The sequence below is a fragment of the Paenibacillus sp. HGF5 genome, assembly GCF_000204455.1.
Classification (GTDB): domain Bacteria; phylum Bacillota; class Bacilli; order Paenibacillales; family Paenibacillaceae; genus Paenibacillus_AQ; species Paenibacillus_AQ lautus_A.
This window is the reverse complement of sequence record NZ_AEXS01000096.1, coordinates 30,624-56,691: the sequence shown is the minus strand read 5'-3', so window position 1 is coordinate 56,691 and position 26,068 is coordinate 30,624. Positions and strand designations below refer to the sequence as shown.

25 protein-coding genes are annotated in these 26,068 nt (G+C 50.3%); 22 read left to right on the top strand and 3 right to left on the bottom strand.

Annotated elements, in window-relative coordinates; genetic code table 11:
• Positions 1 to 75: 75 nt before the first annotated feature.
• The gene (locus HMPREF9412_RS15190; RefSeq protein WP_009592479.1) at positions 76 to 948 is read right to left on the bottom strand and encodes a hypothetical protein; all 873 of its coding nucleotides are present in this window, start codon (positions 946 to 948) and stop codon (positions 76 to 78) included.
• Positions 949 to 1,237: 289 nt separating this feature from the next.
• Here HMPREF9412_RS15190 and HMPREF9412_RS33320 point away from each other — a divergent pair, with 289 nt between their 5' ends.
• The 12 genes from HMPREF9412_RS33320 (at position 1,238) to HMPREF9412_RS15135 (ending at position 12,377) form a co-directional block, all read left to right on the top strand.
• Complete coding sequence (locus HMPREF9412_RS33320) at positions 1,238 to 1,342, top strand: DUF6254 family protein (RefSeq protein ID WP_015735743.1); 105 nt, start codon at positions 1,238 to 1,240, stop codon at positions 1,340 to 1,342.
• Between the two features lie 212 nt (positions 1,343 to 1,554).
• Positions 1,555 to 2,028 (top strand): MerR family transcriptional regulator, encoded by a 474-nt coding sequence (locus HMPREF9412_RS15185; protein ID WP_036672355.1) that lies wholly within the window; start codon positions 1,555 to 1,557, stop codon positions 2,026 to 2,028.
• Positions 2,018 to 2,464 (top strand): hypothetical protein, encoded by a 447-nt coding sequence (locus HMPREF9412_RS15180; RefSeq protein ID WP_009592474.1) that lies wholly within the window; start codon positions 2,018 to 2,020, stop codon positions 2,462 to 2,464. Before HMPREF9412_RS15185 ends, HMPREF9412_RS15180 begins: the two co-directional genes overlap by 11 nt.
• A 289-nt stretch (positions 2,465 to 2,753) precedes the next feature.
• The gene (locus HMPREF9412_RS15175; RefSeq protein ID WP_009592465.1) at positions 2,754 to 3,530 is read left to right on the top strand and encodes a TerC family protein; all 777 of its coding nucleotides are present in this window, start codon (positions 2,754 to 2,756) and stop codon (positions 3,528 to 3,530) included.
• A 395-nt stretch (positions 3,531 to 3,925) separates the two neighbouring features.
• Complete coding sequence (locus tag HMPREF9412_RS15170; RefSeq protein WP_009592507.1) at positions 3,926 to 4,255, top strand: ArsR/SmtB family transcription factor; 330 nt, start codon at positions 3,926 to 3,928, stop codon at positions 4,253 to 4,255.
• Positions 4,252 to 4,650: an SRPBCC family protein gene (locus HMPREF9412_RS15165; protein WP_009592535.1), complete on the top strand. Its 399-nt coding sequence runs from the start codon at positions 4,252 to 4,254 to the stop codon at positions 4,648 to 4,650. Before HMPREF9412_RS15170 ends, HMPREF9412_RS15165 begins: the two co-directional genes overlap by 4 nt.
• A 170-nt stretch (positions 4,651 to 4,820) precedes the next feature.
• On the top strand, positions 4,821 to 7,076 hold the full coding sequence (locus HMPREF9412_RS15160) for an ATP-binding cassette domain-containing protein (protein ID WP_009592445.1): 2,256 nt from the start codon (positions 4,821 to 4,823) through the stop codon (positions 7,074 to 7,076).
• Positions 7,077 to 7,090: 14 nt separating this feature from the next.
• The gene (locus tag HMPREF9412_RS15155) at positions 7,091 to 7,795 is read left to right on the top strand and encodes an FAD-dependent oxidoreductase (protein ID WP_009592483.1); all 705 of its coding nucleotides are present in this window, start codon (positions 7,091 to 7,093) and stop codon (positions 7,793 to 7,795) included.
• 120 nt (positions 7,796 to 7,915) lie between these two features.
• Positions 7,916 to 8,284 (top strand): iron chaperone, encoded by a 369-nt coding sequence (locus tag HMPREF9412_RS15150; RefSeq protein WP_009592517.1) that lies wholly within the window; start codon positions 7,916 to 7,918, stop codon positions 8,282 to 8,284.
• Between the two features lie 109 nt (positions 8,285 to 8,393).
• Complete coding sequence (locus HMPREF9412_RS15145; protein WP_009592489.1) at positions 8,394 to 9,290, top strand: AraC family transcriptional regulator; 897 nt, start codon at positions 8,394 to 8,396, stop codon at positions 9,288 to 9,290.
• Between the two features lie 199 nt (positions 9,291 to 9,489).
• Entirely contained in the window at positions 9,490 to 11,700 is a 2,211-nt protein-coding gene (locus tag HMPREF9412_RS15140) for a heavy metal translocating P-type ATPase (protein WP_009592470.1), read from the top strand.
• Positions 11,691 to 12,377, top strand: a complete 687-nt coding sequence (locus tag HMPREF9412_RS15135; protein WP_009592514.1) for a sulfite exporter TauE/SafE family protein — start codon at positions 11,691 to 11,693, stop codon at positions 12,375 to 12,377. Before HMPREF9412_RS15140 ends, HMPREF9412_RS15135 begins: the two co-directional genes overlap by 10 nt.
• Before the next feature lie 7 nt (positions 12,378 to 12,384).
• Here the strand turns inward: HMPREF9412_RS15135 and HMPREF9412_RS15130 are convergent, their stop codons facing one another.
• The gene (locus HMPREF9412_RS15130; protein ID WP_009592503.1) at positions 12,385 to 12,792 is read right to left on the bottom strand and encodes a FixH family protein; all 408 of its coding nucleotides are present in this window, start codon (positions 12,790 to 12,792) and stop codon (positions 12,385 to 12,387) included.
• A gap of 324 nt (positions 12,793 to 13,116) precedes the next feature.
• Here HMPREF9412_RS15130 and HMPREF9412_RS15125 point away from each other — a divergent pair, with 324 nt between their 5' ends.
• The 9 genes from HMPREF9412_RS15125 to HMPREF9412_RS15085 all read left to right on the top strand — a co-directional run bounded on the left by HMPREF9412_RS15125 (position 13,117) and on the right by HMPREF9412_RS15085 (position 23,456).
• Positions 13,117 to 13,545 (top strand): disulfide oxidoreductase, encoded by a 429-nt coding sequence (locus tag HMPREF9412_RS15125; protein ID WP_036672352.1) that lies wholly within the window; start codon positions 13,117 to 13,119, stop codon positions 13,543 to 13,545.
• Positions 13,546 to 13,890: 345 nt separating this feature from the next.
• On the top strand, positions 13,891 to 15,246 hold the full coding sequence (locus HMPREF9412_RS15120; RefSeq protein WP_009592508.1) for a cytochrome ubiquinol oxidase subunit I: 1,356 nt from the start codon (positions 13,891 to 13,893) through the stop codon (positions 15,244 to 15,246).
• A gap of 6 nt (positions 15,247 to 15,252) precedes the next feature.
• Positions 15,253 to 16,269 carry a cytochrome d ubiquinol oxidase subunit II gene (locus HMPREF9412_RS15115; protein WP_009592515.1) on the top strand — a complete coding sequence of 339 codons (1,017 nt, stop codon included), beginning with the start codon at positions 15,253 to 15,255 and terminating at the stop codon, positions 16,267 to 16,269.
• 54 nt (positions 16,270 to 16,323) lie between these two features.
• The gene (gene cydD / locus HMPREF9412_RS15110; RefSeq protein WP_009592525.1) at positions 16,324 to 18,144 is read left to right on the top strand and encodes a thiol reductant ABC exporter subunit CydD; all 1,821 of its coding nucleotides are present in this window, start codon (positions 16,324 to 16,326) and stop codon (positions 18,142 to 18,144) included.
• A complete protein-coding gene (gene cydC, locus HMPREF9412_RS15105; RefSeq protein ID WP_009592533.1) occupies positions 18,141 to 19,862 on the top strand; it encodes a thiol reductant ABC exporter subunit CydC in 1,722 nt (573 codons plus the stop codon). The genes cydD and cydC overlap by 4 nt, the downstream gene beginning before the upstream one ends.
• A gap of 431 nt (positions 19,863 to 20,293) precedes the next feature.
• Positions 20,294 to 21,187, top strand: coding sequence for a class I SAM-dependent methyltransferase (locus HMPREF9412_RS15100; protein WP_009592473.1), 894 nt, complete (start codon positions 20,294 to 20,296; stop codon positions 21,185 to 21,187).
• 127 nt (positions 21,188 to 21,314) lie between these two features.
• On the top strand, positions 21,315 to 21,824 hold the full coding sequence (locus HMPREF9412_RS15095) for a GNAT family N-acetyltransferase (RefSeq protein WP_009592497.1): 510 nt from the start codon (positions 21,315 to 21,317) through the stop codon (positions 21,822 to 21,824).
• A gap of 165 nt (positions 21,825 to 21,989) precedes the next feature.
• Positions 21,990 to 22,406 (top strand): VOC family protein, encoded by a 417-nt coding sequence (locus HMPREF9412_RS15090; protein ID WP_009592512.1) that lies wholly within the window; start codon positions 21,990 to 21,992, stop codon positions 22,404 to 22,406.
• 171 nt (positions 22,407 to 22,577) lie between these two features.
• On the top strand, positions 22,578 to 23,456 hold the full coding sequence (locus tag HMPREF9412_RS15085; RefSeq protein ID WP_009592541.1) for an ADP-ribosylglycohydrolase family protein: 879 nt from the start codon (positions 22,578 to 22,580) through the stop codon (positions 23,454 to 23,456).
• Positions 23,457 to 23,513: 57 nt separating this feature from the next.
• On the opposite strand, the gene HMPREF9412_RS15080 is transcribed toward HMPREF9412_RS15085, so the two are convergent.
• A complete protein-coding gene (locus HMPREF9412_RS15080) occupies positions 23,514 to 24,398 on the bottom strand; it encodes an aminoglycoside phosphotransferase family protein (RefSeq protein ID WP_009592485.1) in 885 nt (294 codons plus the stop codon).
• A 374-nt stretch (positions 24,399 to 24,772) separates the two neighbouring features.
• On the opposite strand from HMPREF9412_RS15080, the gene HMPREF9412_RS15075 reads away from it, so the two are divergent.
• Entirely contained in the window at positions 24,773 to 26,023 is a 1,251-nt protein-coding gene (locus HMPREF9412_RS15075; protein WP_009592450.1) for an MFS transporter, read from the top strand.
• The last annotated feature ends 45 nt before the right edge of the window (positions 26,024 to 26,068 follow it).

Below are 26,068 nucleotides of genomic sequence, written 5' to 3'. Positions count from 1 at the left end.
ATACGGGACGGAAGTCGCACTGATCAAAAAAGAGGTTTCCTGCAGCGCTTATTAGGAAACCTCCTGTATCGACATTCAAACCCAATCGCCGAAAATCGCGCGGGCCTTGTTCCAATCGACGCCCAGGCTGCCTTCCCAGCCAGCCCAAGGCATCTCCATGTCGGAACGGCCCTTGGTGTTGTCCAGTTCAAACTCGGCATGGATGATTGTTGCCGTGTCCGTCCAGCGGTCCGGAGAGAGCTCCAGGATGCGGTTGGGGAGCACGCCGACCCTGGCTAGCGCCTGGAGCATGCCACGGCGAATGCCGGCGTGACCCTTCAAGATTTTTTCGCCGGTTAACCGCTTCTCATACTGCCCTGGCGTTTCGCCAGCCTCGGCCCGGTCCAAGCTCTGCAGCAGCTGTCTGAAGGCGTGCTTGTCATTGTCCGTTGCCTCAACGGGCTCTTGCTCCAGCAGTTCGACCATTTCGGCCATATCCACGTATGCGCCGAAGCTTGATCCGCTGTAATTGTTGCCTAAATGCATCGCGTAACGTATGTAAGACAGATTGTCCCAGCCTTCATGGCTGTGGCTGAAGCCACAGACCTTGCAAGCCCGAAGCCATTCGGGTTCCTCGTAAGCGTGGGGGCGTGCATGAATCATGGCGTGATAACTGGCCAGCGTGGATATGCCTCGGGGCCAGCTTCCACCCACCCCTGCAACAAAGGCATTGCCAATGCTGGACCAGGTCAAGCGAACGTTCGAACGCAGCTCGACCAGTCGGCCTATGATTTCGTCATGCCGAATATACTGCAGATCGTTTACGACCCATCCGCTGGCTTGCAGCAGCTCCTGCTCTGCCGCAGTAAGTGTTTCTGTATTATATACGCTTACCTCACGCTCCCGGTCATAGTTGTAATTGGTATGGTGATACAGCTTTTTCAACATGCGCATTTGTTTGTTGTCCATGATTGCTCCTTTCATTCGACGTGGTTGCATCCGCTTTTCCGATAACGGCGGGTTGTCATTATTACATTATAAACGGATCAAGCAGCGTAGGACATGCGCTTAAAGGACCAAGCAGGAAATGAGCGAGAGATGAGCGATCCAATGAGCTTCTTATTGCCTTGAAGGTCCTGGGTTTCACGCGAGTAGAACGCGTGGTGTTGTGCATCCTATTTTCATGAATGAACCAAGCCGGGGAATGACAATATAAGATGGTAGTATACATCTCTGTTTCCAAAGGAGGATATCTGTCATGGCTCACCAGAAGAGAAGGAAAGAAGCTGCCTGGAAGTCGCGTAAGCAAGAACAGCATCCCCATGGTAAAATCAAATCGCTCAAGGAACTGTCCAGCGAATAGGTTGGAGAGCATACTACTTGGAAATCAAAAGACTGCCCGGTGAAAGGTACCGGCAGTCTTTTTTTATCCTCAACAATCCTATTCGCGACGTTTGTTTGTTCTTCTAATCATGGTGGCACTAGTAGGTCTGAATGAGATATGACATAAGGTAATGGTGATCTCGTAAAAAAGTGACTTGACACTGGAGTTTACTCCAATGTTATTTTGAATGCATGAAACAATTATACTCAATACAAGAAGTTTCGCAGATCCTTGGAATTCCCAAGGATACACTTCGCTACTATGACCGAATTGGAATCGTATCGCCGGCCCGGGAAGACAATCGGTACCGCAGGTATTCGAGGAGTGACCTCATGGATTTAATGAATATTCAAATCCTGCAGTTTGCTGACTTGTCGCTTAACGAAATCAAGGGGAAGTTTGGATTCCACAGAATGGAGGATGTTGACCCAGCAGAATGCCTGAAGGTAGCTTCGTTCCTTGATGCCAAGAATGCGGAAACGCGCGAGAAGATTGCTCATCTGGAAAAGGTCAGTCAATTGCTTGAGTTAGCAGCCGAAACGCTAAGGGACCTTAATCATGAAAGCGACCGGCGGCTGGCATCGTTCGTTCGGGAGATTTACCAAACGATTCGCAGGAAGGAGAATGGAATATCCGAGGAGGGATGTCTTGGACATGAAGATTAAGAATCTATATTATTTAATTGCCGGTATTCTTGCCGTACTTTTTGCCATTACGCATGCTTGGAACGGGCAATCCGCTGTACTGCCGATCCTTCACGCGAGCGAGATCCCCTTGGATTCCGAGATCATATTCACGTATGTCTGGCATATCATCACAGCGGAGAATCTGGTCTTCGGTATCGCGTTCATTTGCATGGCATTCCAAGGCGAACGATCGAAAATCCGGGCCGTTGCATGGATGATCGTATCTCTGTTGATCGTACGACTGATGGTCATTTTAGGCATAACGGCAGTTCAAGATGTTTCGGCATTAACGGACACGGTAGTCGATTCGGTTGCCATCGTAATTTATGTCATCTTCATCCTATTGGGCATTAGAATGAAACCAAAAGGGCTCAAGGATTCAACGCTAATGACAAGTAAGCGATCCCGGCCCTGATTTGGCCCCGAGCATATCGATCTATGTTCGATCAAGAGATGTTACCTTCAGCCCCCAAAATGTGGTTTGGTGTTTTAGGACCGCCGAATAATGCGAAGCGTTTTGTTTCAAAATAGCATAATCTATAAAATTTTTTTCATTATGATGCCTAATGAATGAAACGAGACATTACTTGACAACGTAATAACGACAGGGAGCAGCGGTGCAATCAAAATTCATTAGCTGAAACGTGGAGCTTGAAGCAACAAATGGGTCCTGAACATTCTAAAATAAGAGAGGGGAAGTACCGTTGGAATCACTTTGGTTGGAGTATGCCTGGGCATTACTGATTCTTATCGGTTTGGAAGGTTTGTTATCGGCGGATAATGCCCTTGTGCTGGCGGTTATCGCGAAGCACTTACCGGAGGAACAAAAGAAGAAAGCCATCAATTACGGAATCATCATGGCCTTTGTATTTCGCTTCGCCGCCCTGTTTGCGATATCGTTTATCGCGAACGTCTGGCAAATACAGGCGATTGGAGCGGCTTATCTCCTATACCTCGGATTAAAGCACATCATCAAAGCCCGTTTTGGCAAGGAAAACAAAAATATTCGCGAGGACATAAAGAAAGATGCCGCGGGAAAAGGCTTCTGGCCGACCGTTGGAAAGATTGCGGTTGCGGATCTCGCTTTTGCGATTGATTCCATTCTTGCTGCTGTGGCTCTGGCACTGGGCCTCCCGGATTCGCCGCTACCGGATTTCGGCGGGATGGACGGAGGACAATTCCTGGTTGTCGTGCTTGGCGGGATCGCAGGGCTTGTCCTGATCAAATTCGCGGCCACATGGTTTGTGAAGCTGCTTGCTCAACGGCCGGCACTGGAGACCACGGCATATGCCATCGTGGCATGGGTCGGCGTCAAGCTCGCTGTGATCACCCTGGCCCATGAAGATATTGGCGTGTTGGCTCATCATTTCCCGCACAGCACAGGCTGGACCGTCGTTTTCTACGGGGTCTTGGTCGCGATAGCCCTTCTCGGTTGGTTTGCCCCCTCGAATAAAAGGCACACTCAACCTGATCCGCTTTAGGTTGACCTAAGTAGACGAGGCAGTGGAATCGAATTCCACTGCCTCGTTTTATACTTTTCCGATCATAAAAATCCCGAGCGCGATGGATTGACATGACACCAAATGGTGACCTATAATCAAAATGTCACTAAATGGTGTCCGATTATTGAAAATATCGAAAGAGTAGAAATTCAACACCGAGGACCAGCTTATCAATGATAGGGTTACACTTTGACCAGACGGACACAGCTCCATTTCATGGACGCGTGTCAGGATACGGGGCTTTAGGTTTGCCGTTTATTTGCTGCTTCAATTCGCAAGGAATCGCCCCGCGAACGCTCGTCCGAAGGGCCGCACTCTATAGGGATGGAAAATGAACGGCTGTCCCTCGGCAGTAATATGGAGGAGAGGGTGTTGTGAACGAGAACTACCAGTCTCGCGATGTGTTTAACGCCATTGCAGACCCGACCAGGCGCCAACTGATCCATCTGTTGGCGGAAGCCGATGAGCTGCCGCTGCATGAGTTAACGGCACAGTTTCCAATGGGCCGTACTGCGGTGTCCAAACATTTAACCATACTTAAGGAAGCCGATCTGGTACATGACCGAAAAGTCGGCAGAGAAACGCGTTTCAGGCTTAACGCCTCGCCGCTCCGAGAGGTTCAAGATTGGGTGGCTTTTTACAACAAGTACTGGAATGCCAACATGCTGCGTTTAAGCCAGCTATTAGAGGAGGAAGATGAATGAGCTTAACATTGTCTATGGATTTTCCGTTCAAGACATCGATCGAGAAGCTGTGGTTAGCCATCACTGATTCAAACCAGCTTGCCAAGTGGATCACGGAAAATGATTTTAAACCCGTCGTAGGGCACCGATTTCAGTTTCGCCATGAGCCGTCCGAATGGTGGGATGGGATTGTTGAGGGCGAAGTGCTTATCGTGGATGAGCCGAATCTTCTATCCTATACCTGGGCCACCGGTGAGGAAAGACATACGGTAACCTTGACGCTGCAGGATTTAGGAAGCGGAAAGGTTAACCTTCATCTCGAACAAATCGGATTTTCCAACGTTCACGGGCTTGAGGGGGCTAAGCATGGATGGAGTGCATGGGTCGTCAAGCTTGAAAAGGCATTGGCAGATTAACCACATCCATATTAACGTTCCGCACCCAAGCGCTAAATGAATAGAGGACGTTGATTGAACCTGCCGGCCGCGTCGATATCACCGGCTGCATGCTGCTTGCAGCCGGTTTAAGTCATGGACGATTCATTCGAAAAAATGCTTAAATTACCCATTTCGGAAGGATGTTATGCATGAGCGAAACAAATCAGGAGTATATCGTGCTCTCGGGTGCGAGGGAAAACAATCTTAAGAACGTATCCCTGCGCATTCCCAAGCGGAAGATCACGATTTTCACCGGTGTATCCGGATCCGGCAAATCGTCGATTGTCTTCGATACGATCGCCGCAGAATCCACGCGACTGCTGAATGAGAACTTCAGCATGTTCGTTCGTACGTTCCTGCCCCGCGTTCCCCAGCCGGATACGGACGCAATCGAGAATCTGAGCATGGCCGTTATCGTGGATCAGAAGCGGCTTGGCGGCGGTTCCCATTCCACGATGGGCACCATTACCGATATTTCTCCCATTCTCCGTCTTTTATTCTCCCGAGTGGGTCAGCCCCATATCGGACCCGCGCATCTATTCTCCTTCAACGATCCGCAAGGCATGTGCCCGGAGTGCAACGGAATCGGTCGCAAGCTTGGCGTCGACATGAGCAAGGCGGTGGACATGACCAAGTCGCTAAATGAAGGCGCTCTGATGCTGCCGGACTATTCGGTAAACGGCTGGGAGTGGAACATGATACTGCAATCGGGCGATTTTGATCCGGACAAAAAGTTGAGCGATTATTCCGATGAGGAATTGGAGCATCTCCTGTATGCCAAGGCAAGAAAAGTAAAGATGGATTTCGCCGGTAAGGCAACGAACATTACGGTGGAAGGCGTCATGGAGAAGTTCACCAACAAATACATCAAGCAGGATGTAAAAACGAAGTCCGAACGCACGCAGAAAGCGGTGATGCCATTTATCACGGAGGGTCCGTGCCCCAGCTGCCGCGGCGCAAGACTCAGCCAAGCGACGCTGAGCTGCAAAATCAATGGACTCCACATTGCGGAGATGTCCGCCATGGAAGTGGGCCAGCTGATTCGCGTTATACGCGAGATCGATGATCCGATCGCGGCACCGATCATCAAATCGTTAACGGAACGTCTGCAGCATCTGGTGGATATCGGCTTGGATTACTTGACGCTGGACCGCGAGACGGATACCTTATCGGGCGGCGAGTCGCAGCGCGTCAAAATGGTCAAGCATCTGAGCGGCAGCCTCGTGGATGTCACTTACATCTTCGATGAGCCCAGCGTTGGCTTGCATCCCCGCGATGTGCACAGGTTAAATGAACTGCTTCAGAAGCTGCGCGACAAGGGCAACACCGTGATTGTCGTTGAGCATGATCCCGATGTGATCAAGGTGGCGGACCATATCGTCGACGTTGGGCCCTACGCCGGCAGCCGCGGCGGTACCATCGTATATGAGGGAAGCTACTCCGGACTTCTGGAGTCTGCTACTTTAACAGGGACCCATATGAAGCGGCCGCTCCAGCTGAAGCACGACTGCAGGCAGCCATCCGGCAAGCTGCCCATCAAGGATGCTACGCTGCACAATCTAATGAACGTGAGCGTTGATATCCCGACCGGAGTGCTGACCGTTGTTACGGGTGTCGCCGGCTCGGGTAAAAGCACCCTGATCAACCAAGTATTTCTCAGCCAGCATCCGGATGCAATCGTCATCGATCAATCGGCGGTAGGCGTATCCACGCGCTCGAATCCAGCCACGTATACGGGCATAATGGATGATGTTCGTAAAGCATTTGCTTCGGCAAACAAGGTGAACCAGGGTTTGTTCAGCTTCAACTCGAAGGGAGCATGCGAGAACTGCCAAGGGCTTGGCGTATTGTATACGGACCTTTCTTTCCTCGACAGCGTAAAGCTGCCATGCGATGTATGCGGAGGAAGACGCTTTAAGGATGAGGTGCTTGAGTACAAACTGAACGGCAAATCGATTGCCGAAGTGCTGGAGATGACGGTCGAGCAGGCTCTGGACTTTTTTGAACTCAAAGAGGTTGTTCGCAAGCTTCAGGCCATGAGCGATGTAGGATTGAACTATATTACGCTCGGCCAGCCGCTCAGCACGCTCTCGGGCGGGGAGTGCCAGCGCATCAAGCTGGCAAGCGAGCTGCATAAGAAAGGCAGCATTTACGTGATGGACGAGCCGACCACCGGTCTGCATATGTCGGATATCGGCCACCTGCTGGAGATCATGAACCGCCTTGTGGATGCCGGCAATACGGTGATTGTCATCGAGCATAACCTCGAGGTGATCAGCCAAGCGGACTGGATCATCGACATGGGACCGGACGGAGGCAGCAAGGGCGGGCAAGTGGTGTTCGAGGGCACGCCGGCGCAGATTGCTCAAGCGGAGCAGTCGATTACGGGAAGATACTTGATGTAACGAGGGGTGAGATCATGGGTTTTATTAAAGATTTTCTATCCATATTCCAAAAGCGGGAATTGATATTTATAGAGAGCAGCAAAGAATCGGAAGATGTGTACACTTTTTCATTCGAAAAAGGACACGATTTAACATGGAAAGCAGGGCAATACGGTTTATTCAGCATTACGCATAAAACCATGAAGAATGCTACAAAGCCATTCAGCATCAGTTCTGTTCCCACAGAGAACGTTGTTAACATAACAACGCGCATCGGGGACAACCCAAGCGATTTCAAAAGGGCGCTGCTGGAATTAAAACCAGGCATGCATTTGAAAATGGGCGGTCCTGTAGGTTCCTTTCATTTGGATCCTGAGAGCCCCTCGCTCCTGATCGCGGCCGGAATCGGAATAACGCCTTTTCGGTCCATCTTAAAGCAGGCGGCAGCCGGGAATGGTGAGTTGAAACCCATACACCTTCTCTATTTAGATAGCAAGAAGTCCTATCTGTATAAAGATGAACTTGATGCAATCGCCAATCATCCTTCGATCCAGGTATCTTATCTTGATTCAAGAAATGATTTAGATCAGGAAATCGACAAGTTCATCGCCCGGCATAAGGCACATGGCAAGTATTTGGTTGCGGGACCGAAGTCCATGGTAGAGTCGGTTACTGCGTACTTGCAAAGTAAGAATGTGTCCAAGCGGAATATCAAAAAGGATGCTTTTTTTGGATATTAGCAATGGAATGTACTGATCGTAGAGAGCGGAATCCATGAATAACAGAGAAATCGTGGATAGTGAATAGCTTGAGCATGATCGCCACATAAGCTGGCGTCATTTATAGAAGGAGGATACAACATGGAGGTTTTTGCAGATTTTTTAGCGAAAATCGATAACCCGCAGCATCGGGCGAGAACCGAAGAAGTTTTGGGGTGGGTCGCTGAGAAATTTCCGAATCTGATGCCGAAAATTGCGTGGAATCAGCCAATGTTCACTGACCACGACACATTTATCATTGGCTTTAGCGTAGCCAAACCTCACTTGGCGGTTGCCCCTGAAAAGGCAGGGATACATCAATTTTCGGATGAAATCGTCCAGGCCGGCTATGATCACACCAAGGAGCTTGTCCGCATTCGGTGGGATCGTCCGGTTGATTACTCATTGCTTGAGAGAATGATCGAGTTTAATATGCTGGATAAGGCAAACTGTACGACGTTTTGGCGCTGAGAAAAAAGCGTCTGCCCGTAGAAACGGGTAGACGAAACTTTACTGAGCACAAATAGTTGCGCTGCGATGCCATAGCAAAACTATACTTTGGTTGAAAGGAGGGAACCAGATGGATTGGCTTATGAGGATGAATCGGGCATTGGATTACATCGAGATGAATTTATCCGAAGAAATTGAATTGGGTGAAGTGGCTCGTAAAGCTTGCTGTTCGTCACATCAGTTTCAGAGAATGTTCTCGTTCATAACGAATGTGACACTCGCGGAATATATACGGCGAAGAAGTCTCACCCTTGCGGCTTTTGAATTGCAGAATAGCGACGCCAAAGTCATTGATATTGCCCTGAAATACGGGTATGAATCACCGGTTTCTTTTGCGCGGGCTTTTCAAATGCTGCATGGTGTCAATCCAGCAATAGCTCGTCAAGAAGGGACCGCTCTAAAGGCGTATCCTCGGATTTCCTTCCTCATTTCAATCAAAGGGGCAGAGGCTATGAATTATCGTATTGAAACGAAGGAAGCCTTACAGATCTTTGGAATCGAAAGAGTGTTTCCAATAAACGGAGATGGCGAAGCGGTGGCTTCGCCCGCAGAATTCTGGAAGGAAAGCCATGCTAATGGCGAGGTTGAAAGACTTGCTGTCCATGCAGGCGACTTGCCTTCTTTTTTAAGCAAGGATTTATATAAAGTACATGCGGTTTGCAGTTACAGAAAAACGGAAAATGACTCTTATCCGTACATGTTGTGCGCATTTAAAAGTGACTCCAGTGATACAAACGGATACACGAACATAACGATACCCGCGCATACTTGGGCTGTTTTTTCATCGGATCCATTCACGTGGGACAGCTTTGATGAGATCATCGAGACGTTATATCGACGATTCTTCTCAGAGTGGCTTCCTACGGCGGGATATGAACAAGTCGATGGAATGGAATTTGAAATCTACGGCGGTAGAGACGGTCTTAATTACGTTGAACTATGGTTCGCTGTAAGGAAGATAGCTTAAATTTAATTTCTAAGCTGTCATTAAGGAAATAATGGATGCTATCATTTCATGGCGGCCGGTCTTTGTGATCGACCGCCTTTGCCATGCGATAGGGCAGGTGTAAATTGGATGGCTCTTTATAGCTATTCTTAATATTCGAACACCTTCATACAATTTATGGACGAGCGATCCCATGAACGAGCGCCGGAGGTGAGCGAATATGAAACTGGAGCAATTACAAGTAAGTGGTATGACATGCGCGGCTTGCGCAACCCGAATCGAAAAAGCGCTTCGCAAGGAGAAGGGGGTTCAAGCTGTTCATGTCAGTTTGGCTTTGTCTCGGGCTACCGTTCACTACGAACCGAGGGAAATTGGAATGCAGGCGATCACCGCCAAAATTGCAAAGCTCGGCTATAAAGCAACGGGCAAGCTCTCGCATCCCCAAGCAGGAATAGAAGCCGAAACTCGCGCCTATCGCACCCGGTTCGCGATCGCTGCGTGTTTGTCCATTCCGCTTTTGTGGGCGATGCTGGCCCATATTTTCATGTGGTTTCAACCATGGACGCCGAATTTATTCATGGAGCCCATGTTTCAATTCCTGATTGCGACGTTACTTCAGTTTGGCGTGGGCTATCCGTTTTATTACGGCGCTTATCAAGCCTTCATCCATCGCAGCGCTAACATGGATACCTTGGTTGCCATCAGCACGTCCGTTGCTTACTTCTACAGCCACTACGCGATGTTTCATGCCGCGCACGATTCCTCTCACCCCACCCTGTATTTCGATACGATTGCCATGATTATGACCGTGGTTTTGTTAGGCAAGTGGCTGGAGACCATGGCCAAGGGAAAAGCGCTGAAACAACTGAGTGCCTTGTATTCGCTTCAGGTGAAGCTGGTTCGGGTGTTGCGACAGCATGGCGAAGAATGGATTACGGCAGATCAGGTACAAACAGGGGACTGCATTGTGGTGAAGAGCGGAGAATGGATATCCGTTGACGGTGTGGTTCATTCGGGAACGGCGGATGCGGATGAATCGATGATGACAGGCGAAAGCACGGCGGTGACCAAATGCAGCGGAAACCGCGTATATGCCGGAACCCGTTGTTTGGTCGGGAGTCTGCATATCATGGTCGATAAGAAGCATAAGGAAACCCGACTTTCCCAGATGATTGCACTGATCGAAGCCGCGCAGCAGAGCAAACCGGCCATTCAAAGAACGGTTGACCGCATTGCGGCGGTTTTTGTACCGGTTATGCTGGGCTGTGCGGCGGTAACATTTGCAGGATGGCTATTGTTTTCCCATGGCCCTGATCTCTCTGAAACCGCAATGCGTCACGCGTTATCTGTTTTACTGGTCGCTTGCCCCTGTGCGCTTGGACTGGCAACCCCGATTTCCATCCTGATTGCAACCGGATCATCTGCCCAAAAGGGCATTCTGTTCAAAGAGGCGCGCTCCCTGGAAAGGTTGCGGCAAATCGATGTCGTATTGCTGGATAAGACGGGAACGCTGACCGAAGGCTTGCCGCAGCTTGTTGCCATCCAAGCGGCCGGACAACGTGACGCCGATGTACTTCGCTTGACCTCGGCTCTAGCTTCTCTGTCCATGCATCCACTGGCGCAAGCCATTGTGAAAGCGGCGAAAGACCAACAGGTCCACATTCCGGAAGCAGCATCGTTCCACGAACGGCCGGGAAAGGGAATGGAAGGCGATGTGGAAGGAAACAACGTATGCGTGGGGAACCGGAAATGGCTGGAGGAAATGGGCATTCGCTTTTCGGAGGATAAAAGGTTTGGATTACATCAGGAAGCGGCCTCCGGTCATATAAGACTTTATATAGCCATGAACGGGACATGTATCGGTACGTTTGATATGGCTGACAAACTCAGACGGGATGCGCGAGGCGTCGTGCAAGAGCTGAAGCAAAAAGCCGAAGTGTGGATGGTAACTGGCGATGAGGAGCGAACGGCGCTGACCGTGGCTGCCGCGACAGGCATTGAGCTGGTACGCGCCGGCATGCTTCCTGAACAGAAGCTTGCGTTCATACGCGAGCTCCAGCAGCAAGGTCGTTCCGTGGCCATGGTCGGCGACGGCATCAATGATGCGGCTGCGCTGGCCGCGGCCGATGTCGGCATCGCCATGGGCGGCGGAACGGATGCAGCCAAACAGGCAGGAGACGTCGTCCTGATCGGAAGCAGGCTGTCCCTAATTCCGGAAGCCTACACCTGGAGTCGTTATACGATGCAGAATGTTCATCAGAATTTGCTCTTTGCACTATTGTATAACGTCCTGACCGTACCCTTGGCTGCATTCGGTTATTTGGACCCGCGCATCGCATGCATTGGAATGGCGGCAAGCTCGCTGCTGGTTGTCGGTAACTCGCTGCGGCTCCAGCTGTGGGGAAAACGGGGGGCGAGAGCATGGCCTTGACCGGAAGCGGATTACCGTTAGTGGCATTGGCAGGATTAATGGGGGCGCCGCATTGTCTGGTCATGTGCGGGGGAATCGTTTCTTCTCTGGCACTTGGAAACCAAAGCTCTCCGCTGAAATCCGTGTTGGCTTACAATGCGGGCAGAGTTATCACCTACATGGCCATTGGCGGTTTTATGGGAGTGGTGGGCTCCTTCCTGGATGTGGCCGGCAGCTTTGTCGGCTTCCAAGGAGCAGCCAGCATCATTGGAGGAATGCTCATTCTGCTGTGGACCTTTCGCCGCTACACATTGCCCATATATAACGCTCATCTGCCGAGACATCCATTTTTTCAGAATAAATTGGCACGGCTTGGTCAGCGTTATGAGATGCTTGCGACTTTTTTAACCGGCATTCTGCTTGGCTTTCTTCCATGCGGCTTAACCTATGCGATGCAGATGAATGCAGCGGCATCCGGATCCGGCCTGGAAGGTATTATGATTATGCTGGTGTTTGGACTTGCGACATTTCCGATCCTGTTCGTGGTGGCGATGTCTGCCGGCAGCCTGACGAAAAAATGGCGCAGGGGCATGCGCAAATTCGGCGGATTTTTAGCTTTCCTGATGGGAATCCTGTCTATTTTAAAAGGACTAAGCGCCAATGGCTGGATACCGGGCATTCACCCGTGGCTATGGTAAGAGGAGCTTAGCGAACTTTGAACAGCGTCCTTACTTTGACATGGCGATCTTCCCAACGCAGAACGGCTTCGGCCTCCCAGAGGCCTTGCATCACAGGGATTGCCGTCGCGCTGTAAACGCCTGGCTTGGATTCGACGATCTCTGCGGGGAACACCCCGCAAAACATATCCGGCATCGCGATGTGGAGTTCAATGTCAGCATCGGTAATCGGCTTCTCGGGAAGCTCGGTCACGAAGAGCTCAAAAACGGTTTCCTGCATGGGTTCAGCAGCAGACGAAACGGTTTGTATTTCCATACGCAGCTGTCCATCGGCATAAAGATCCTCCGTTGGAGTACGATCCTGAACCTGTCGAAACATTAGGATGGCCGCGATCGTGCAGATCAGCAGCAGAGCAATCCCCCATCTGGTCTTCATTCTATCCCTTCCTTCACCTGAAAGCATAAGTTTCCCTCATAGGTATGTAACAAAAGCATAGAACATGCAAAGTGGGTATTCATCAATGGAGTGTACAAACTAAAAAAGATTTTGTCCCAATTAGCGGCAAAATCTTTTTTTTATTCGCTGGTTTACTTGATACGTTATCATGATGTGTCCATTCACAGAACAAGCTGGCCAGAGCAGCTAATAGCCCAAAGGAGCCATTTTATTATATTTATAATTAAGCGAAAATGAGAAATGTCATCACGTTCATTTCGATATGATGTCGAAACACCAATAGAAGGGACGAAGTTTGAAACCATGAACAAAACCGGAGTTTGGTTGTTTTTTGCATGGACGGTCGCCACAGTGGCCACTACCGGAAGTTTGTTTCTAAGTGAAGTTTGGCATTTTACGCCTTGCGTCTTATGCTGGTACCAAAGAATTTTCATGTATCCATTAGTCATTGTGCTGGGAATCGCAGCTTACCGGCAAAAAACAGATATCGTGCCGTACGTCCTGCCACTGATTCTCATTGGGGGAGGGATATCGACATACCATATCGTCATCCAAAAACTTCCGCACGATCTGAGCGCGGCAGCATGCGGGCCGGTGTCCTGTATGGACGACTACTTGAATTGGTTCGGTTGGTTGACCATACCGATGCTGGCACTCGCAGCATTTATACTCATAACCTTTGCATTGTTACAGGCTAAGCGCTCACAGAAACAAGAAGCCGCTCAAGGATGAATTTGCAATACCAACAGATGGATGGTTATCCGTCATCTCGAATAAAATTGCACCTGTAAGAACCCGGTTTCTTGACCCGCTCATGTGGGCTAGAAATTGGGTTCTTTTTCGGTTGTATACCACTGCCGCGAATACCATGTATCGTCTGACAATGCAATGGCTCGAACGAGTGGTTTTCTTGTTTTTCACCGAGATGTCAGAAAGATTCGATCCTTTCATGAACGGAGCGCAGTCGTGATTCATTTGTGATCATGCTTCGTTATAATAGCCTTTGAATATCGGGTAAGTATAGGTTAGGGTCTGACCCGATTCGAATGAATTGCGTTTGAAAGGAGACATTCTGGCATGGTCGTAGATACGGTGCTGTGGAGCAGATGGTTAACAGGGTTGACCTTGGCATTTCATGTCATATTCGCCACGGTCGGCGTCGGTGTTCCATTAATGATTGCAATTGCCGAATTCGTCGGCATACGAAAGAAGGATTCACACTACATTCTTATGGCCAAGAGATGGACGAGAGGATTTGTCATTTCCGTGGCCGTCGGCGTCGTAACCGGAACGGCGATTGCCCTGCAGCTGGCATTGGTATGGCCGAACTTTATGCAGTTGGCAGGAAACGTGATCGCTCTTCCGTTATTCATGGAGGTTTTTGCGTTCTTTTTTGAAGCTATTTTCCTCGGCATTTATTTATACACGTGGGACCGCTTCCGCAATCCGTATATTCACTGGCTGCTAACGTTACCCATTGTGGCAGGCGCAAGCATGTCCGCTTTTTTTATCACGTCGGTGAACGGTTTTATGAATCAGCCTGACGGCTTCGTTATGGAAGCCGGTCACTTTACGGCGGTTGATCCGCTGCAGGCGATGTTTAATGCGGCAACGCCCTCCAAGGTGTTCCATGTATTATCCTCGGCCTACCTGACGGGGGCAGCCCTGCTGGCGGGCATTGCGGCTTATATTATCCTCAGAAAAGGCGCGTCGGCGTATTACAAAAAAGCGTTGAAGCTGATGATGGGCGTGGTGCTGGTCTTCAGTTTGCTGACCACTATTGCCGGCGATATGTCCGCAAAGTTTTTGGCGGAGCATCAACCGGAGAAGCTGGCGGCCGCAGAGTGGCATTTTGAAACGGAACGCGGCGCGGATCTGATCCTGTTGGGCTGGCTGAACGCCGAGCAGAAGGTCATGGGGGCTCTTCACATTCCGAAGGCGCTCAGCTTCCTGGCCTTTGGCGACTTTAATGCCGAGGTGAAGGGGCTGGAGGAGTTTCCCCTCGATGAGCGCCCTCCGCTGCTCGTGCACTATTTGTTTGATTTGATGGCCGGCATCGGCTTTGTGATGCTCGGCGTTGCGTTCTTGTATTTCTTGTTCGTGATGTGGAAGAAACGAAACGAGCTCAACAAGTGGCTGCTTCGGGCCATTGTTCTTAGCGCGCCGCTGGCGTTCTTAGGGGTAGAGCTGGGCTGGTTCTATGCCGAAGTCGGTAGACAGCCGTGGATTATCCGCGGATACATGCGGGTTGAGGAAGCTGCCACCTCCTCGCCGAATGTGAGGATTCTCTTTTTCCTTTTCCTCCTTCTGTATATCGTGCTGGGCGTCATGTGTATTTTTGTACTGCGGCGCTTATTCCGTAACAAGCCGGCAGAAGCCGAGCTTGAAGAACTGTCCAAAGAGAAGCAAATTCATTCCATGGAAAAAGGGTGAGCCGTTATGATCAGTTACGAGTTGATAGGCATTTCCGTGCTTTGGCTGTTTTTGTACGGCTATTTGATTGTGGCCTCCATCGATTACGGCGCCGGATTTTTTGCCTTCTATGCCCGCTTGACGAAGCAGGACCATCTGCTCAATCGTTTGATCTCTCGTTATTTGTCCCCGGTTTGGGAGATCACGAATGTGTTCTTTGTCTTTTTCTTCGTTGGCATCGTCGGTTTTTTTCCAGATACGGCCTATTATTATGGTTCCGCGCTGCTTGTGCCGGGAAGCATCGCCGTCATTCTGCTGGCCATCCGCGGGTCCTTCTACGCGTTTGAGAACTACGGCTCCAAAGAAAACATCGTGTATCTGTTTTTATACGGGGCCACGGGATTGCTGATCCCGGCATCGTTGTCGGTGGCACTGACCCTTTCCGAGGGCGGCTTTATCGTGGAGGAAGGCGGGGCCGTTTCTTTAGAGTACTTGTCGCTGATGACAAGCCCGTTGTCGTGGAGCATCGTCGCATTGGCCATTGTGTCGGTTCTGTTTATCAGTGGTTCGTTCTTGTCTTATTACGCTTCCCGGGCGGACGACCAGCCTGCGCTCAAGCTGATGCGGACCTATGCCCTGTTCTGGAGCATGCCAACCATCATTGCCGCGCTAACGGCATTCATTTATCTCTCTCAACATAATGAGCGGCATTTTCAAAACATGATGGACTTATGGTGGCTGCTGGCGCTTTCCGTTGGTTTTTTCATGATATCCGTATGGCTTCTATACAGCGGGCGGCGCTACGGACTGGCCTTTATTTGCGTGATGCTTCAGTTTTTCTGTGCCTTTTTTGCTTATGGCATCGGACAATATCCGTATATTCTGGATCCGTATATTACCATTCAAAGCGGTGCCACGCATGAGTCGATGGGCGTTGCGCTGGTGATCGCCTTTATCGGCGGACTGTGTCTGCTGATTCCGTCCCTTATACTGGTCTTCAGGCTATTCCTGTTTGATGCGGATTATGTAAAAGGCAAAAAATAAATCGAAGCGTTGTGAAACTATATACAGAGGTCGGCATGAAGGAGGGGCGTCATCATGAAGAAAAAAACGGGACTGATCTCCCAGCAAATGTCCGCGCAAAGAAAACCCCTTGTTCTCCTGGGGGGCGTGTCGCTTGCGCTCGGTGCCGCCATCGTGGGCCAGGCCGTGCTGCTCGCGGAATCGGTGGAGAAGATATTTGTGCAGCGTGCTTCGTTGTCGTCGGTTGCCGTCATTCTTGTTATTCTGCTGGGCGTCATGGCTGCGCGTACGCTGCTGTCGTATGGCAATGGACGAATCGGTATGCAGATGGCTGCCCGGGCCAAAACGGATATGCGAGCGGCCGTGCTGCGAAAGCTGACCAAGGCTTCCATGCCGACGGCGCTTCGCGGGCAAACAGGCGGAAAGGTGAGCGTGGCGCTGGATGCCGTGGATGAGGCGGACAGTTATTTCAGCCAGTATGTGCCGCGAATGATGGAAGCTGCCATCATTCCTATTTTAATCTTAGCCGTTGTATTTACGCAGCATATGAATTCCGGGTTCATTATGCTGGTTACCGCTCCCTTTATCCCGATATTCATGGTATTGGTGGGGCTCAAAACGAAGAACAAATCGGAGGAGAAATTCGCGCAGTTGGCCGAATTTTCCGGCACGTTTCTCGACTCTCTGCAAGGACTCGTTTCGCTGAAGCTCTTCGGCCGTGCTCGCCATCATCAGCAGGACATCGAACGCAGCAGCCTGGGGTACCGGGATGCGACGATGGACATTTTGCGAATTGCGTTCACCAACACCTTCATGCTGGAATCCATCGTCATGCTCGGCATTGGCATCGTTGCGCTTGAGCTGGCGCTTCAGCTCCTGGTCTTCAAATCGCTTTCCTTCCACACCGCCTTTTTGATCCTGCTGCTGGTGCCCGAGTTTTACAGTTTGTTAAAAAACACGGGAACCGCCTTTCACGGGGGCCGCACCAGTATGGGGGCAATCCGTAAGGTGGAAGAGATGCTTGAGGAAACTCAGGATGAAGAAGCGGCAACCTCTCGACGTGAGGGTACTGATCATAGGGAGGGAACAGGCGAGTTAGATTGGACGACTGCAGTGGACAAGCCAGGGACAGCCGGTGGGGGGTTCATTCAAATGCCCCCGACCATCGAGCTGAGGGACATCCGGTTTCAGTATGCGCCGGATTCCTTCGAGCTTGCGGTGGGTTCCGCATCGTTTGGACCAGGGGAGCATATTGCGATTGTCGGTAAAAGCGGATCCGGCAAAACAACCTTGCTGCATCTCGTGGCCGGGCTGCTGAAGCCGGTATCAGGTGAAGTGCTGGTGAACGGAAGGGCGCTTAATTCAGACGATGAGGCTTCATGGTTTGATCATGTCAGCTACATTACCCAGCATCCATATATCTTTGCCGGCACGTTTGCCGAGAATATTGCGATTGGCGCGGGCAGGGATGTCTCTAGAAATGACGTCGAGCAGGCGGCTGAAGCTGCCGGACTTGCTGCGGTTGCAGCCGAGCTCGAGCAGGGCTATGACACCTTCGTTGGCGAAGGGGGCAGGGGGTTGTCAGGCGGCGAGAAGCAGCGGCTTGCGCTGGCGCGCGCTTTTTTGAAGCGGCCAGCCGTAATTCTGTTTGATGAGCCTACGGTGGGATTGGATCTCCACACCGAACGCGTGCTGCAGCTGTCCATTGCCGAGCTTGCAAGCAAAGCGACCATGATTACCGTGGCGCACCGCTTGTATACGATAAAAGATGCCGACAAGATCCTGTTTATGGACAACGGAGCCCTGCTTGGCTGCGGGCGCCATGAAGAGCTTCTTGTTCGGCTGCCGCAATATGCCGAAATGGTGGATGCCCATCGGAAAGGGAGGTTCGCATGAATGAGCTGACAATTCTAACAAAAGCGATGATTGAGGAACGAAAGGATATTGCCATGGCCATCATCGGCGGATTCATAGCCGGCATCGCAGGAGTATGTCTCTTTTCACTTAGCGGATACCTCATTTCGCAGGCGGTTTTTGCCCCGCCGCTCTATACCTTGATTGTGCTGACGTCTCTGGTGAAAATCCTGGGTCTGCTGCGGGCGGGCAGCCGCTATGCAGAACGCTTGTATTCCCATCGGGCGACGTTTTCTCTGCTCAGCCGTTTGCGCACATCTTTTTTTGCCAAGCTTGTTCCGTTAACGCCAGGGATACTGGGCAAGAAGCGGAGCGGTGAGCTGCTCGCGCGGATCGTAGGGGATGTGGAAAGCCTGCAGCATTATTTTTTGCGCGTTGCTTATCCGCCTATCATCGTTGTTATGGTGTTTTTAGCGACGGTGTTGTTTACTTCCGCTTTCTCGATCTGGATTGCCTGTTTGTTTGTGGCGGGGATGCTGGCAACGGCTTTTGTGGTTCCAGCGCTGGTATTGCTTGGACAGAGAAGAATTCATGGTCGCGTTCGCCGGCAGCGGGCGGCATTTTCCACGGAAGTGACCGAACTGCTCTACGGGTTCCGTGATTTAAAAGTATATGGGCAGCTGAAGCAGCGAGAGAAGCTGCTGCAGCATGCCTCGGCAGTTTTATCAGCGGAGCAGCAGGCATCTGCCGTGCACCTGCTGCGAGGGCAATCGCTGCATACTTTTGTGACGTATCTCATTTCTTGGGGCGTGCTGATTCTCGGTGCTTATCTGATTATGGACGGCTCCCTTGCCGGCGTGTTTCTCGCCATGCTGGTCATGGCTTCGCTTACGGTGTTCGAAGAGGCGGCGCCAATGGCCACGCTGCCGGCTTATAAGCAGGACAGCGAGCACGCGGCCAAGCGGCTGGCGGAAATCGTTCATGCTGCCGATGTGATGTCGCCGCAGCCGAGCGGCTTTCTATCCGGCAACGAAGCCGTTTCGGTGGAGCTGCGCAGGGTTTCGTTCCAATATGAAGATGAATGGCGTCCTGCACTCCAAAACGTGTCCCTCCATTTTCCCGCTGGTTCCAAAACGGCCATTGTCGGACCGAGCGGGTCAGGGAAAACAACGATCGTCGAATTGCTGCTCAAGCTGCGTACCCCTACAGAAGGCGAGATTCGTTTGCATGATGTTTCGATTCAGGAATTGGATGAAGCGAGCATTTGGCAAGCGTCGAATGTAGTGCTGCAGCACAGTCATTTCTTCCGGGGAACCATTCGAGACAACCTGCTGCAAGATGCCGAACATCACGACGACCATGAGTTGTCCGCTATACTGGATAAAGTCCAACTGCCGAATCAATCTCTGGACGCTGCGGTATATGAGAAGGGCGAGAACTTGTCCGACGGAGAAAAGCAACGGCTGGCCTTGGCGCGGGCCATGCTCCGGAAAGGGCGTTTGTGGCTTTTGGACGAACCGACGTCTTCACTGGATTACATCACCGAGCAGCGTGTTTTCAGACAATTGCTGGCGCAAGCGCAGGATGATACGCTTATTCTCATATGCCATCGGCTGACCGGCTTGGAAGAAATGGACCGGATCGTGGTCATGGATCAAGGCAGAATCATGGAAGCAGGCTCGTATTCGGAGCTGATGGAGCAAAAGGGCTACTTCTATGAAATGAAGCAAATTGAGCGGCAAATGATAGGCGAAGCCTGATCTTGCCATTGAAGTGTCGGGGGAATCTCTTCGCGTCACCGACATGTAAGGCTAGCAAAGTAGAACAACGCAAGATCCCTAGTAAATATCAGAAGCACAGCCGATTTTCCTCCGGAGGAAGATCGGCTGTATAACCTTAACGGAGATATTGATTTCAGACGATTGGAGGAATAGGCGACCGTTTTTTTATATGTGGGCTATGCTCAATTTTTGCCAGCGGCAGTGTGCCAACCGCAGATAGATCAAAAAAAGGGCATTGCATATGGGGAATGAATCATATATTATGGATAACGTAGATCCGTGATTAAATTTTTGTCAGTATGCTGAAACGGGAAGTAATATACTTCTCATGCGCCACAATTATGGATGTCAATTATCCACAATTGTCATGCTATGCACCATAAACCATAACGGAAAGCGAGAGGGATGTCTTGAACGATTTTTTTAATGAAGCCCTATGGGAACAAGCTTGGAAGGAACATGGCGACAGTGTCATCAACAAAATGAAAAAAGCCGGAATTGAACCGGCCCGAGCGTTTGATCATAAGGCCCGGATCTTCAATGAGCAATCATTTAATGAAGAAGGGAGAAAAAGGACTTCGCGCATCATGAACTGGCTTGAAGGGCAAGGCATCCGATTCGATAATGCCTCCGTTCTGGATATCGGGGCCGCTTCGGGCGTGTTTTCGGTTCCGTTTGCAGAGCGCGGGGCGGATGTAACGGCCGTGGAGTCTTCGCTGCCATTGATCGATCTGCTGAAAGAGAATATAACAAATTTTCCACAGGATCAGGTGAAGATCGTTCCAGAACGTTTTGAAGATATTGATATACAGGACAAAGGCTGGAGCCAAGCGTTCGATCTCGTTTTTCTCTCGATGTGCCCGGTCATCGTGGATTGGCAGAGCGTGGAGAAGGTACTGTCATGCGCCCGGGAGTTTTGTTATATCAGTATGCCCGCAGGTTCCACCGAGATCAGCCTGATGAATGAAATCTGGCCGCTCATCACCGATCAGCCTTACCGATCGAAACATATGGAATTCGGGTATTTGCTTCACCTGCTGTATCTCAAAGGGTATTCCTACGAGTCCCTTGTAACGCGGGAAACGAAAACGACGGAAGTCTCAAGCGAAACTGCGCTGCAGGAAATCATGAACTGGCTTCGCGGTCATGGTGAAGCCCTAGATGATCAGAAGCGGAAATTGATCACTGATTATTTGGAGCAAGCGTATCCGTCCGGCAAAGTCACCATCCGGCAGAGTGGGCGTTACGGCAAGGTACTGGTTCGATTGCAGGATGAAAGCATGTACTCGGGAGAACGGACTTAAGCATTATCCTGATAAGTATTCCAATAACAATCTTTCCCGGCTCAACCAACCATTCTTGAACCTGCCGGGGATCGGATGATATGGTAGTAGAGCGTGAACCAACGATCCGGGAGAGGCGGGAAGATGTATGAAACTGAAATTTACGCACGTAAAAACGGTGGAAGAAATCGCTGAGGTTGCCCGACTGGCGGCAAAAATTTGGCGCGAATATTACGTATCCATCATTTCAATGGAGCAGATCGAATACATGATCGGCAAATATCAAGCAGTCCCGGCGATTACGGATCAGATCCGGCATCAGGACTACGAATATTACTTGATCCATTCGACTGACTCCTTCACCGTCGGTTATATGTCGGTCAGACAAGAAGAGGACAAGCTCTTCCTGAGCAAGTTTTACATTAGCAAGGAGCACCGTGGACGCGGCTATGCCAGTCAAGCGATGACATTCCTGGAAAAGCTGTGTAAAGACCGAAGCTTAAGCCATATTTGGCTGACGGTTAATCGACATAATGAATCCAGTATCGCCGTATATGAGAAAAAAGGCTATCGAACCGTGCGGGAACAAATCGCGGATATCGGGAATGGATTTGTAATGGACGATTACATTATGGAAAAGGAAATTTCGGTTTCATAAGGTGCACGGCTTAAAACCCATGTTGAAATAAACGAAGCAACCCAAGCCCATTCGCTTGGGTTGCTTTTATAAAGGGGATAGTTAACCTGATTTTCAAGATAGCAATCCATAAGAAATCCGTTCTTGGTTGTTTTGCTATGATTGAAAAAAAGGAGTTGAATGAGGATGACAGTCAAACTTACCCCTTATTTAAATATGGAAGGGAATGCAAGGGAAGCTATCCGCTTCTATGAACAAGCATTAGATGCCGAAGTCCTTTCCATCATTACATACGGAGACATGCCGGAAATGCCGAACACATACACGGATGCATTAAATCAGCTAGTCGCACATGCGAAGCTGCGGATTGGCGAAGCTGAACTCATGTTCTCGGATGCACCGATCGGCACCTCGATTCCGAAAGGCAAACAGGTCACCATCTGCATTTCAACGAACAGCGTGGAGACATCCAAACGATTTTTTGAAGCCTTGGAGCAAGAGGGTCAAGTGAATATGCCGTTTGAGGAAGCCCCTTTTAGCCCAGGCTTTGGCGATGTAACCGATAAATTCGGCGTGACCTTTCAGATTTATACTGAGGTTTAATGTCTTTTCATGAACGGCGAAACTGACTTTAAGTATTAAACCTAATCCGTTACCAAGGCTGGGTTTACTGCTTTTTACAGAGTATCGCTTGAGTGGGGAAGACATTCCTCGGCGATAAATTTGATATAATGCTGCGAGGGGTTTTACATGGACAGAATGTGAGGTGATTGCATGGACAACACATATTTCGACCGCATCAAGGGTGGACTATACGGGGTGGCCGTGGGCGACGCTTTGGGCGGGACGACGGAGTTTATGAGTACGCGGGAGATCGAAGCAAAGTATGGTTATTTGACGGAAATCATCGGCGGCGGGGTCTGGAATCTGGAACCGGGAGAAGTGACCGACGATACGATGATGACGCTTTGCGTCGCGGCAGGCATTATCGAGAATCCTGCAGAGCCGATGGAAGCGATCGGGCGTTTCTTTATGGAATGGTATCAATCGCGGCCCAAAGATATCGGGAATATCATCCGGCATGTTTTTCAAACCTACGACGGGGATTGGCTCGAAGCGGCTTTTGTTGCGCATATGGATATGGGGCAAAGCGGCGGGAATGGATCCCTCATGCGCTGCCTGCCGGCGGCACTGGCCTATAATGATCTGGCGGATATGGAACGAGTGACGATTCTGCAGTCGAGGATGACGCATTACGATCCAAGGTGCACCGATGCCTGCCTCATGTACAACCGAATCGCGTGGCGCCTTTTACAGGGTGAAAACTTAAGGGCTGCCGTCATGGGCGAGGTGGCGGGAGGCGAATACGAACACATGATTGAAGCCGAGCCCGATTGTCCGGCGAGCGGTTTTGTGGTGCATACCTTCCGCTGGGTACTGCATATTTTGCTCAACACATCCGATTTGGCAGGAGTCGTACAGAAGGCGGCCAATCTAGGGAATGATTCCGATACGATCGGCGCCATCGCCGGCGGGCTGGCAGGTATTTACTACGGGTATGAAGGCATACCAGCCCGATATGCGGAAGCGATCCTCATTAAAGATCAGCTCGACAGGACGGTTTCGCAGCTGTATACGTTGAAAACGTCTTAATATGTCTGTCTCGAAGCGACGATTGCTGAACAGTTACCGAATGAAGGGCATTCGATATCACGCGCCATGCTTTTTATAATCTCGGATAATGACATCCATCACGTGCTTCCCCCAATTCGAGGCTTCCGAGCCACGCTCATTCCAATCGAAGGTGATGAGTGCTTTCCACAAGGCCCATCCTCGTGCGCGATGAACGGTGTTATCATCAAAATTCATGCGGTTTAGGAAAATCCGGCGACTGTCGTCGTCAAAAAAGTTCCATGCCATCACGAGGTCGCTTGAAGGATCGCCGACACCCATAGTCCCGAAGTCGATAACGCCGCACAGCCGTCCATCCTTTACGAGCAGATTGCCTACAGCAACATCGCCGTGCAGCCACATCGGTGCGGATTGATATTTTGTCGTAAGGGAGAGTTCCCAAATTTCCGTTATAAGCGCTTGATCGTATTCGTCGGATAGAGTTTCGATTATGGATCTGGTCTCATTGTCATAGACGGCAAGGTTTCCTCCGCGATGAAAATTTTGGGTGCCTGCCGGCACGCCGCCGCTTGCGTCGATCGCCTCCAACTCCTTCAAAAATGTAGCGAGGTCTTCGGCAAATTCGTTAACATCCCGAATGTTGGCATGCGTTACGGTTTCGCCTTCAATCCATCGATTGATCGACCATGGAAGAGGATACTCTTCCGTAGGCTCTCCTTTTGCAACCGGAGCCGGAATGGGCAAGGACAATTGTGGTTTGAAGACCGGGAGCCATGTCAGCTCTTTCTCGACAGCTGAAGCGTAGCGTTCGTGACTTGGCAGACGAACGGTCATATCGTTACCCAGCCGATAGGTGCGATTATCGTGTCCGCTTTTTTCCACTGGTTTGATGGTTAAATCCTTCCATTGGGGGAATTGACTATGGATTAACCGGCGTACAAGTTCAGTGGTAATTTCAATCATACGTTCAACGCCTCCTGGGGTGAATTTTTAATAAAAGCTGCAGTTGGTTTATTCAATACACACCGTTTCAGTTTCTGGATTCCGTTGGCATCCATTCACCGAAGCTGCCGGTTGATGCAAGCAAGCTTACGGAGTTTATTCAACGAACTGGCGTGGTACCATCATTATAATTCCCGATTCCGAACAGATACAAGGGAGAGAATGGATATAAAAGAAACTGTAATTGAACGGAATTTAGCGGAGCTACATAAGTGAAAATTCAGTCTTAAGTAGGAGGTGAACGATGATGCGGTCCGTATAATTAGATCATGAAAGGAGAGTCATTCCATTACACAAGAAATGCATTTTCATTGACAAATTGGAGGTAGAAAAGATTGACTAGGCACGATAAAAGCACCCAAGCACCAAGCCTGCTTCGCAATCGGTTCCTGCAGACGATTTTATTATCCAGCGTGCTCCTGCAGATCGGGATCTGGGTACGTAATTTTGCTATTCTCCTGTACGTTGCGGATCGAACGAATAATGATCCATATGCGATCTCGTTAATCAGCGTAGCAGAATTCGCTCCTATTTTTGTTTTTTCGTTCATCGGGGGTACATTTGCCGACCGCTGGCGGCCTAAGCGAACAATGATCTGGTGCGACTTGTTATCCGCGGTATCGGTATTCGTTGTCCTTCTGACCATACATTACGGTTCTTGGCATTCCGTCTACCTCGTTGCGTTTATCTCGGCTATCCTTTCACAATTCTCGCAGCCGTCAAGCATGCGTTTATTTAAGTATCATGTGGCTGAAGAACAACTGCAGCAAGGGATGGCGTTATTCCAATCGCTGATGGCCATCTTCATGGTGCTCGGCCCTATGCTTGGTACCTTCGTTTACAGCACGTTCGGCCTTGAAACATCGATTGCGATCATGGGCGCGGTTTTTCTGCTGTCCGCACTCGTCCTTGTTCGTCTGCCCGAGGATAATATGAAGCCGCAGACCATCGCCGCCAAAGGCCAGTTCCGTAAAGATTTCGTTGAGGGCTTCCGCTATGTTTGGCAAAGCCAGGTGCTGCGAATGCTTGGACTCGCGTTTGTTCTCGCAGGACTTGCGGTCGGCGTTGCTCAAGCCCTCAACCTGTTTATCGTAACCGAGCGGCTGGGCAGGAGCGAGGAGTTCCTGCAATACCTGCTGATGGTGAATGGTGCAGCCATGCTGATCGGCGGCGGGATCGTAGCCGTCTTTGCGAAGCGGGTACCGCCGCAATTACTTCTTGCCATAGGCATGCTGTCTGGCGCCGTCTGCACGATAATTGTCGGGTATTCGACGAGCATTCCGTTGACACTGACCGTTCAATTTCTAAATGGGCTTGTGTTCCCTTGCATTCATATCGGGATCAGCACGATGATTCTGAAATGGTCCAATGCTTCCATCGTCGGACGGGTGAACGGGGTTTTGAATCCGATGTTCGTTGGCATGATGGTCATTTCGATGTCTTTCGCCGGCGCGTTAAAGGATGCCTTCACACTGAGCACGATCTATAGCGGGGCAGGACTATTATTCCTTCTTGGCTCACTGGTCATGGTGCCGATCATGAATCAAAAAGCGCCGGATCACGGACATCTTGCACATCAAACCTAAGCCTTAACAGTTTCATGCGGAAGAACCGGCCAGGATTATGGCCGG

Excerpts from the sequence above, each read along its gene's own strand:
- HMPREF9412_RS15190 (WP_009592479.1), bottom strand. The coding sequence starts at position 948 with ATGGACAACAAACAAATGCGCATGTTGAAAAAGCTGTATCACCATACC.
- HMPREF9412_RS33320 (WP_015735743.1), top strand. The coding sequence starts at position 1,238 with ATGGCTCACCAGAAGAGAAGGAAAGAAGCTGCCTGGAAGTCGCGTAAG.
- HMPREF9412_RS15185 (WP_036672355.1), top strand. The coding sequence starts at position 1,555 with ATGAAACAATTATACTCAATACAAGAAGTTTCGCAGATCCTTGGAATT.
- HMPREF9412_RS15180 (WP_009592474.1), top strand. The coding sequence starts at position 2,018 with ATGAAGATTAAGAATCTATATTATTTAATTGCCGGTATTCTTGCCGTA.
- HMPREF9412_RS15165 (WP_009592535.1), top strand. The coding sequence starts at position 4,252 with ATGAGCTTAACATTGTCTATGGATTTTCCGTTCAAGACATCGATCGAG.
- HMPREF9412_RS15160 (WP_009592445.1), top strand. The coding sequence starts at position 4,821 with ATGAGCGAAACAAATCAGGAGTATATCGTGCTCTCGGGTGCGAGGGAA.
- HMPREF9412_RS15155 (WP_009592483.1), top strand. The coding sequence starts at position 7,091 with ATGGGTTTTATTAAAGATTTTCTATCCATATTCCAAAAGCGGGAATTG.
- HMPREF9412_RS15150 (WP_009592517.1), top strand. The coding sequence starts at position 7,916 with ATGGAGGTTTTTGCAGATTTTTTAGCGAAAATCGATAACCCGCAGCAT.
- HMPREF9412_RS15145 (WP_009592489.1), top strand. The coding sequence starts at position 8,394 with ATGGATTGGCTTATGAGGATGAATCGGGCATTGGATTACATCGAGATG.
- HMPREF9412_RS15140 (WP_009592470.1), top strand. The coding sequence starts at position 9,490 with ATGAAACTGGAGCAATTACAAGTAAGTGGTATGACATGCGCGGCTTGC.
- HMPREF9412_RS15135 (WP_009592514.1), top strand. The coding sequence starts at position 11,691 with ATGGCCTTGACCGGAAGCGGATTACCGTTAGTGGCATTGGCAGGATTA.
- HMPREF9412_RS15130 (WP_009592503.1), bottom strand. The coding sequence starts at position 12,792 with ATGAAGACCAGATGGGGGATTGCTCTGCTGCTGATCTGCACGATCGCG.
- HMPREF9412_RS15125 (WP_036672352.1), top strand. The coding sequence starts at position 13,117 with ATGAACAAAACCGGAGTTTGGTTGTTTTTTGCATGGACGGTCGCCACA.
- HMPREF9412_RS15120 (WP_009592508.1), top strand. The coding sequence starts at position 13,891 with ATGGTCGTAGATACGGTGCTGTGGAGCAGATGGTTAACAGGGTTGACC.
- HMPREF9412_RS15115 (WP_009592515.1), top strand. The coding sequence starts at position 15,253 with ATGATCAGTTACGAGTTGATAGGCATTTCCGTGCTTTGGCTGTTTTTG.
- cydD (WP_009592525.1), top strand. The coding sequence starts at position 16,324 with ATGAAGAAAAAAACGGGACTGATCTCCCAGCAAATGTCCGCGCAAAGA.
- cydC (WP_009592533.1), top strand. The coding sequence starts at position 18,141 with ATGAATGAGCTGACAATTCTAACAAAAGCGATGATTGAGGAACGAAAG.
- HMPREF9412_RS15095 (WP_009592497.1), top strand. The coding sequence starts at position 21,315 with ATGAAACTGAAATTTACGCACGTAAAAACGGTGGAAGAAATCGCTGAG.
- HMPREF9412_RS15090 (WP_009592512.1), top strand. The coding sequence starts at position 21,990 with ATGACAGTCAAACTTACCCCTTATTTAAATATGGAAGGGAATGCAAGG.
- HMPREF9412_RS15085 (WP_009592541.1), top strand. The coding sequence starts at position 22,578 with ATGGACAACACATATTTCGACCGCATCAAGGGTGGACTATACGGGGTG.
- HMPREF9412_RS15080 (WP_009592485.1), bottom strand. The coding sequence starts at position 24,398 with ATGATTGAAATTACCACTGAACTTGTACGCCGGTTAATCCATAGTCAA.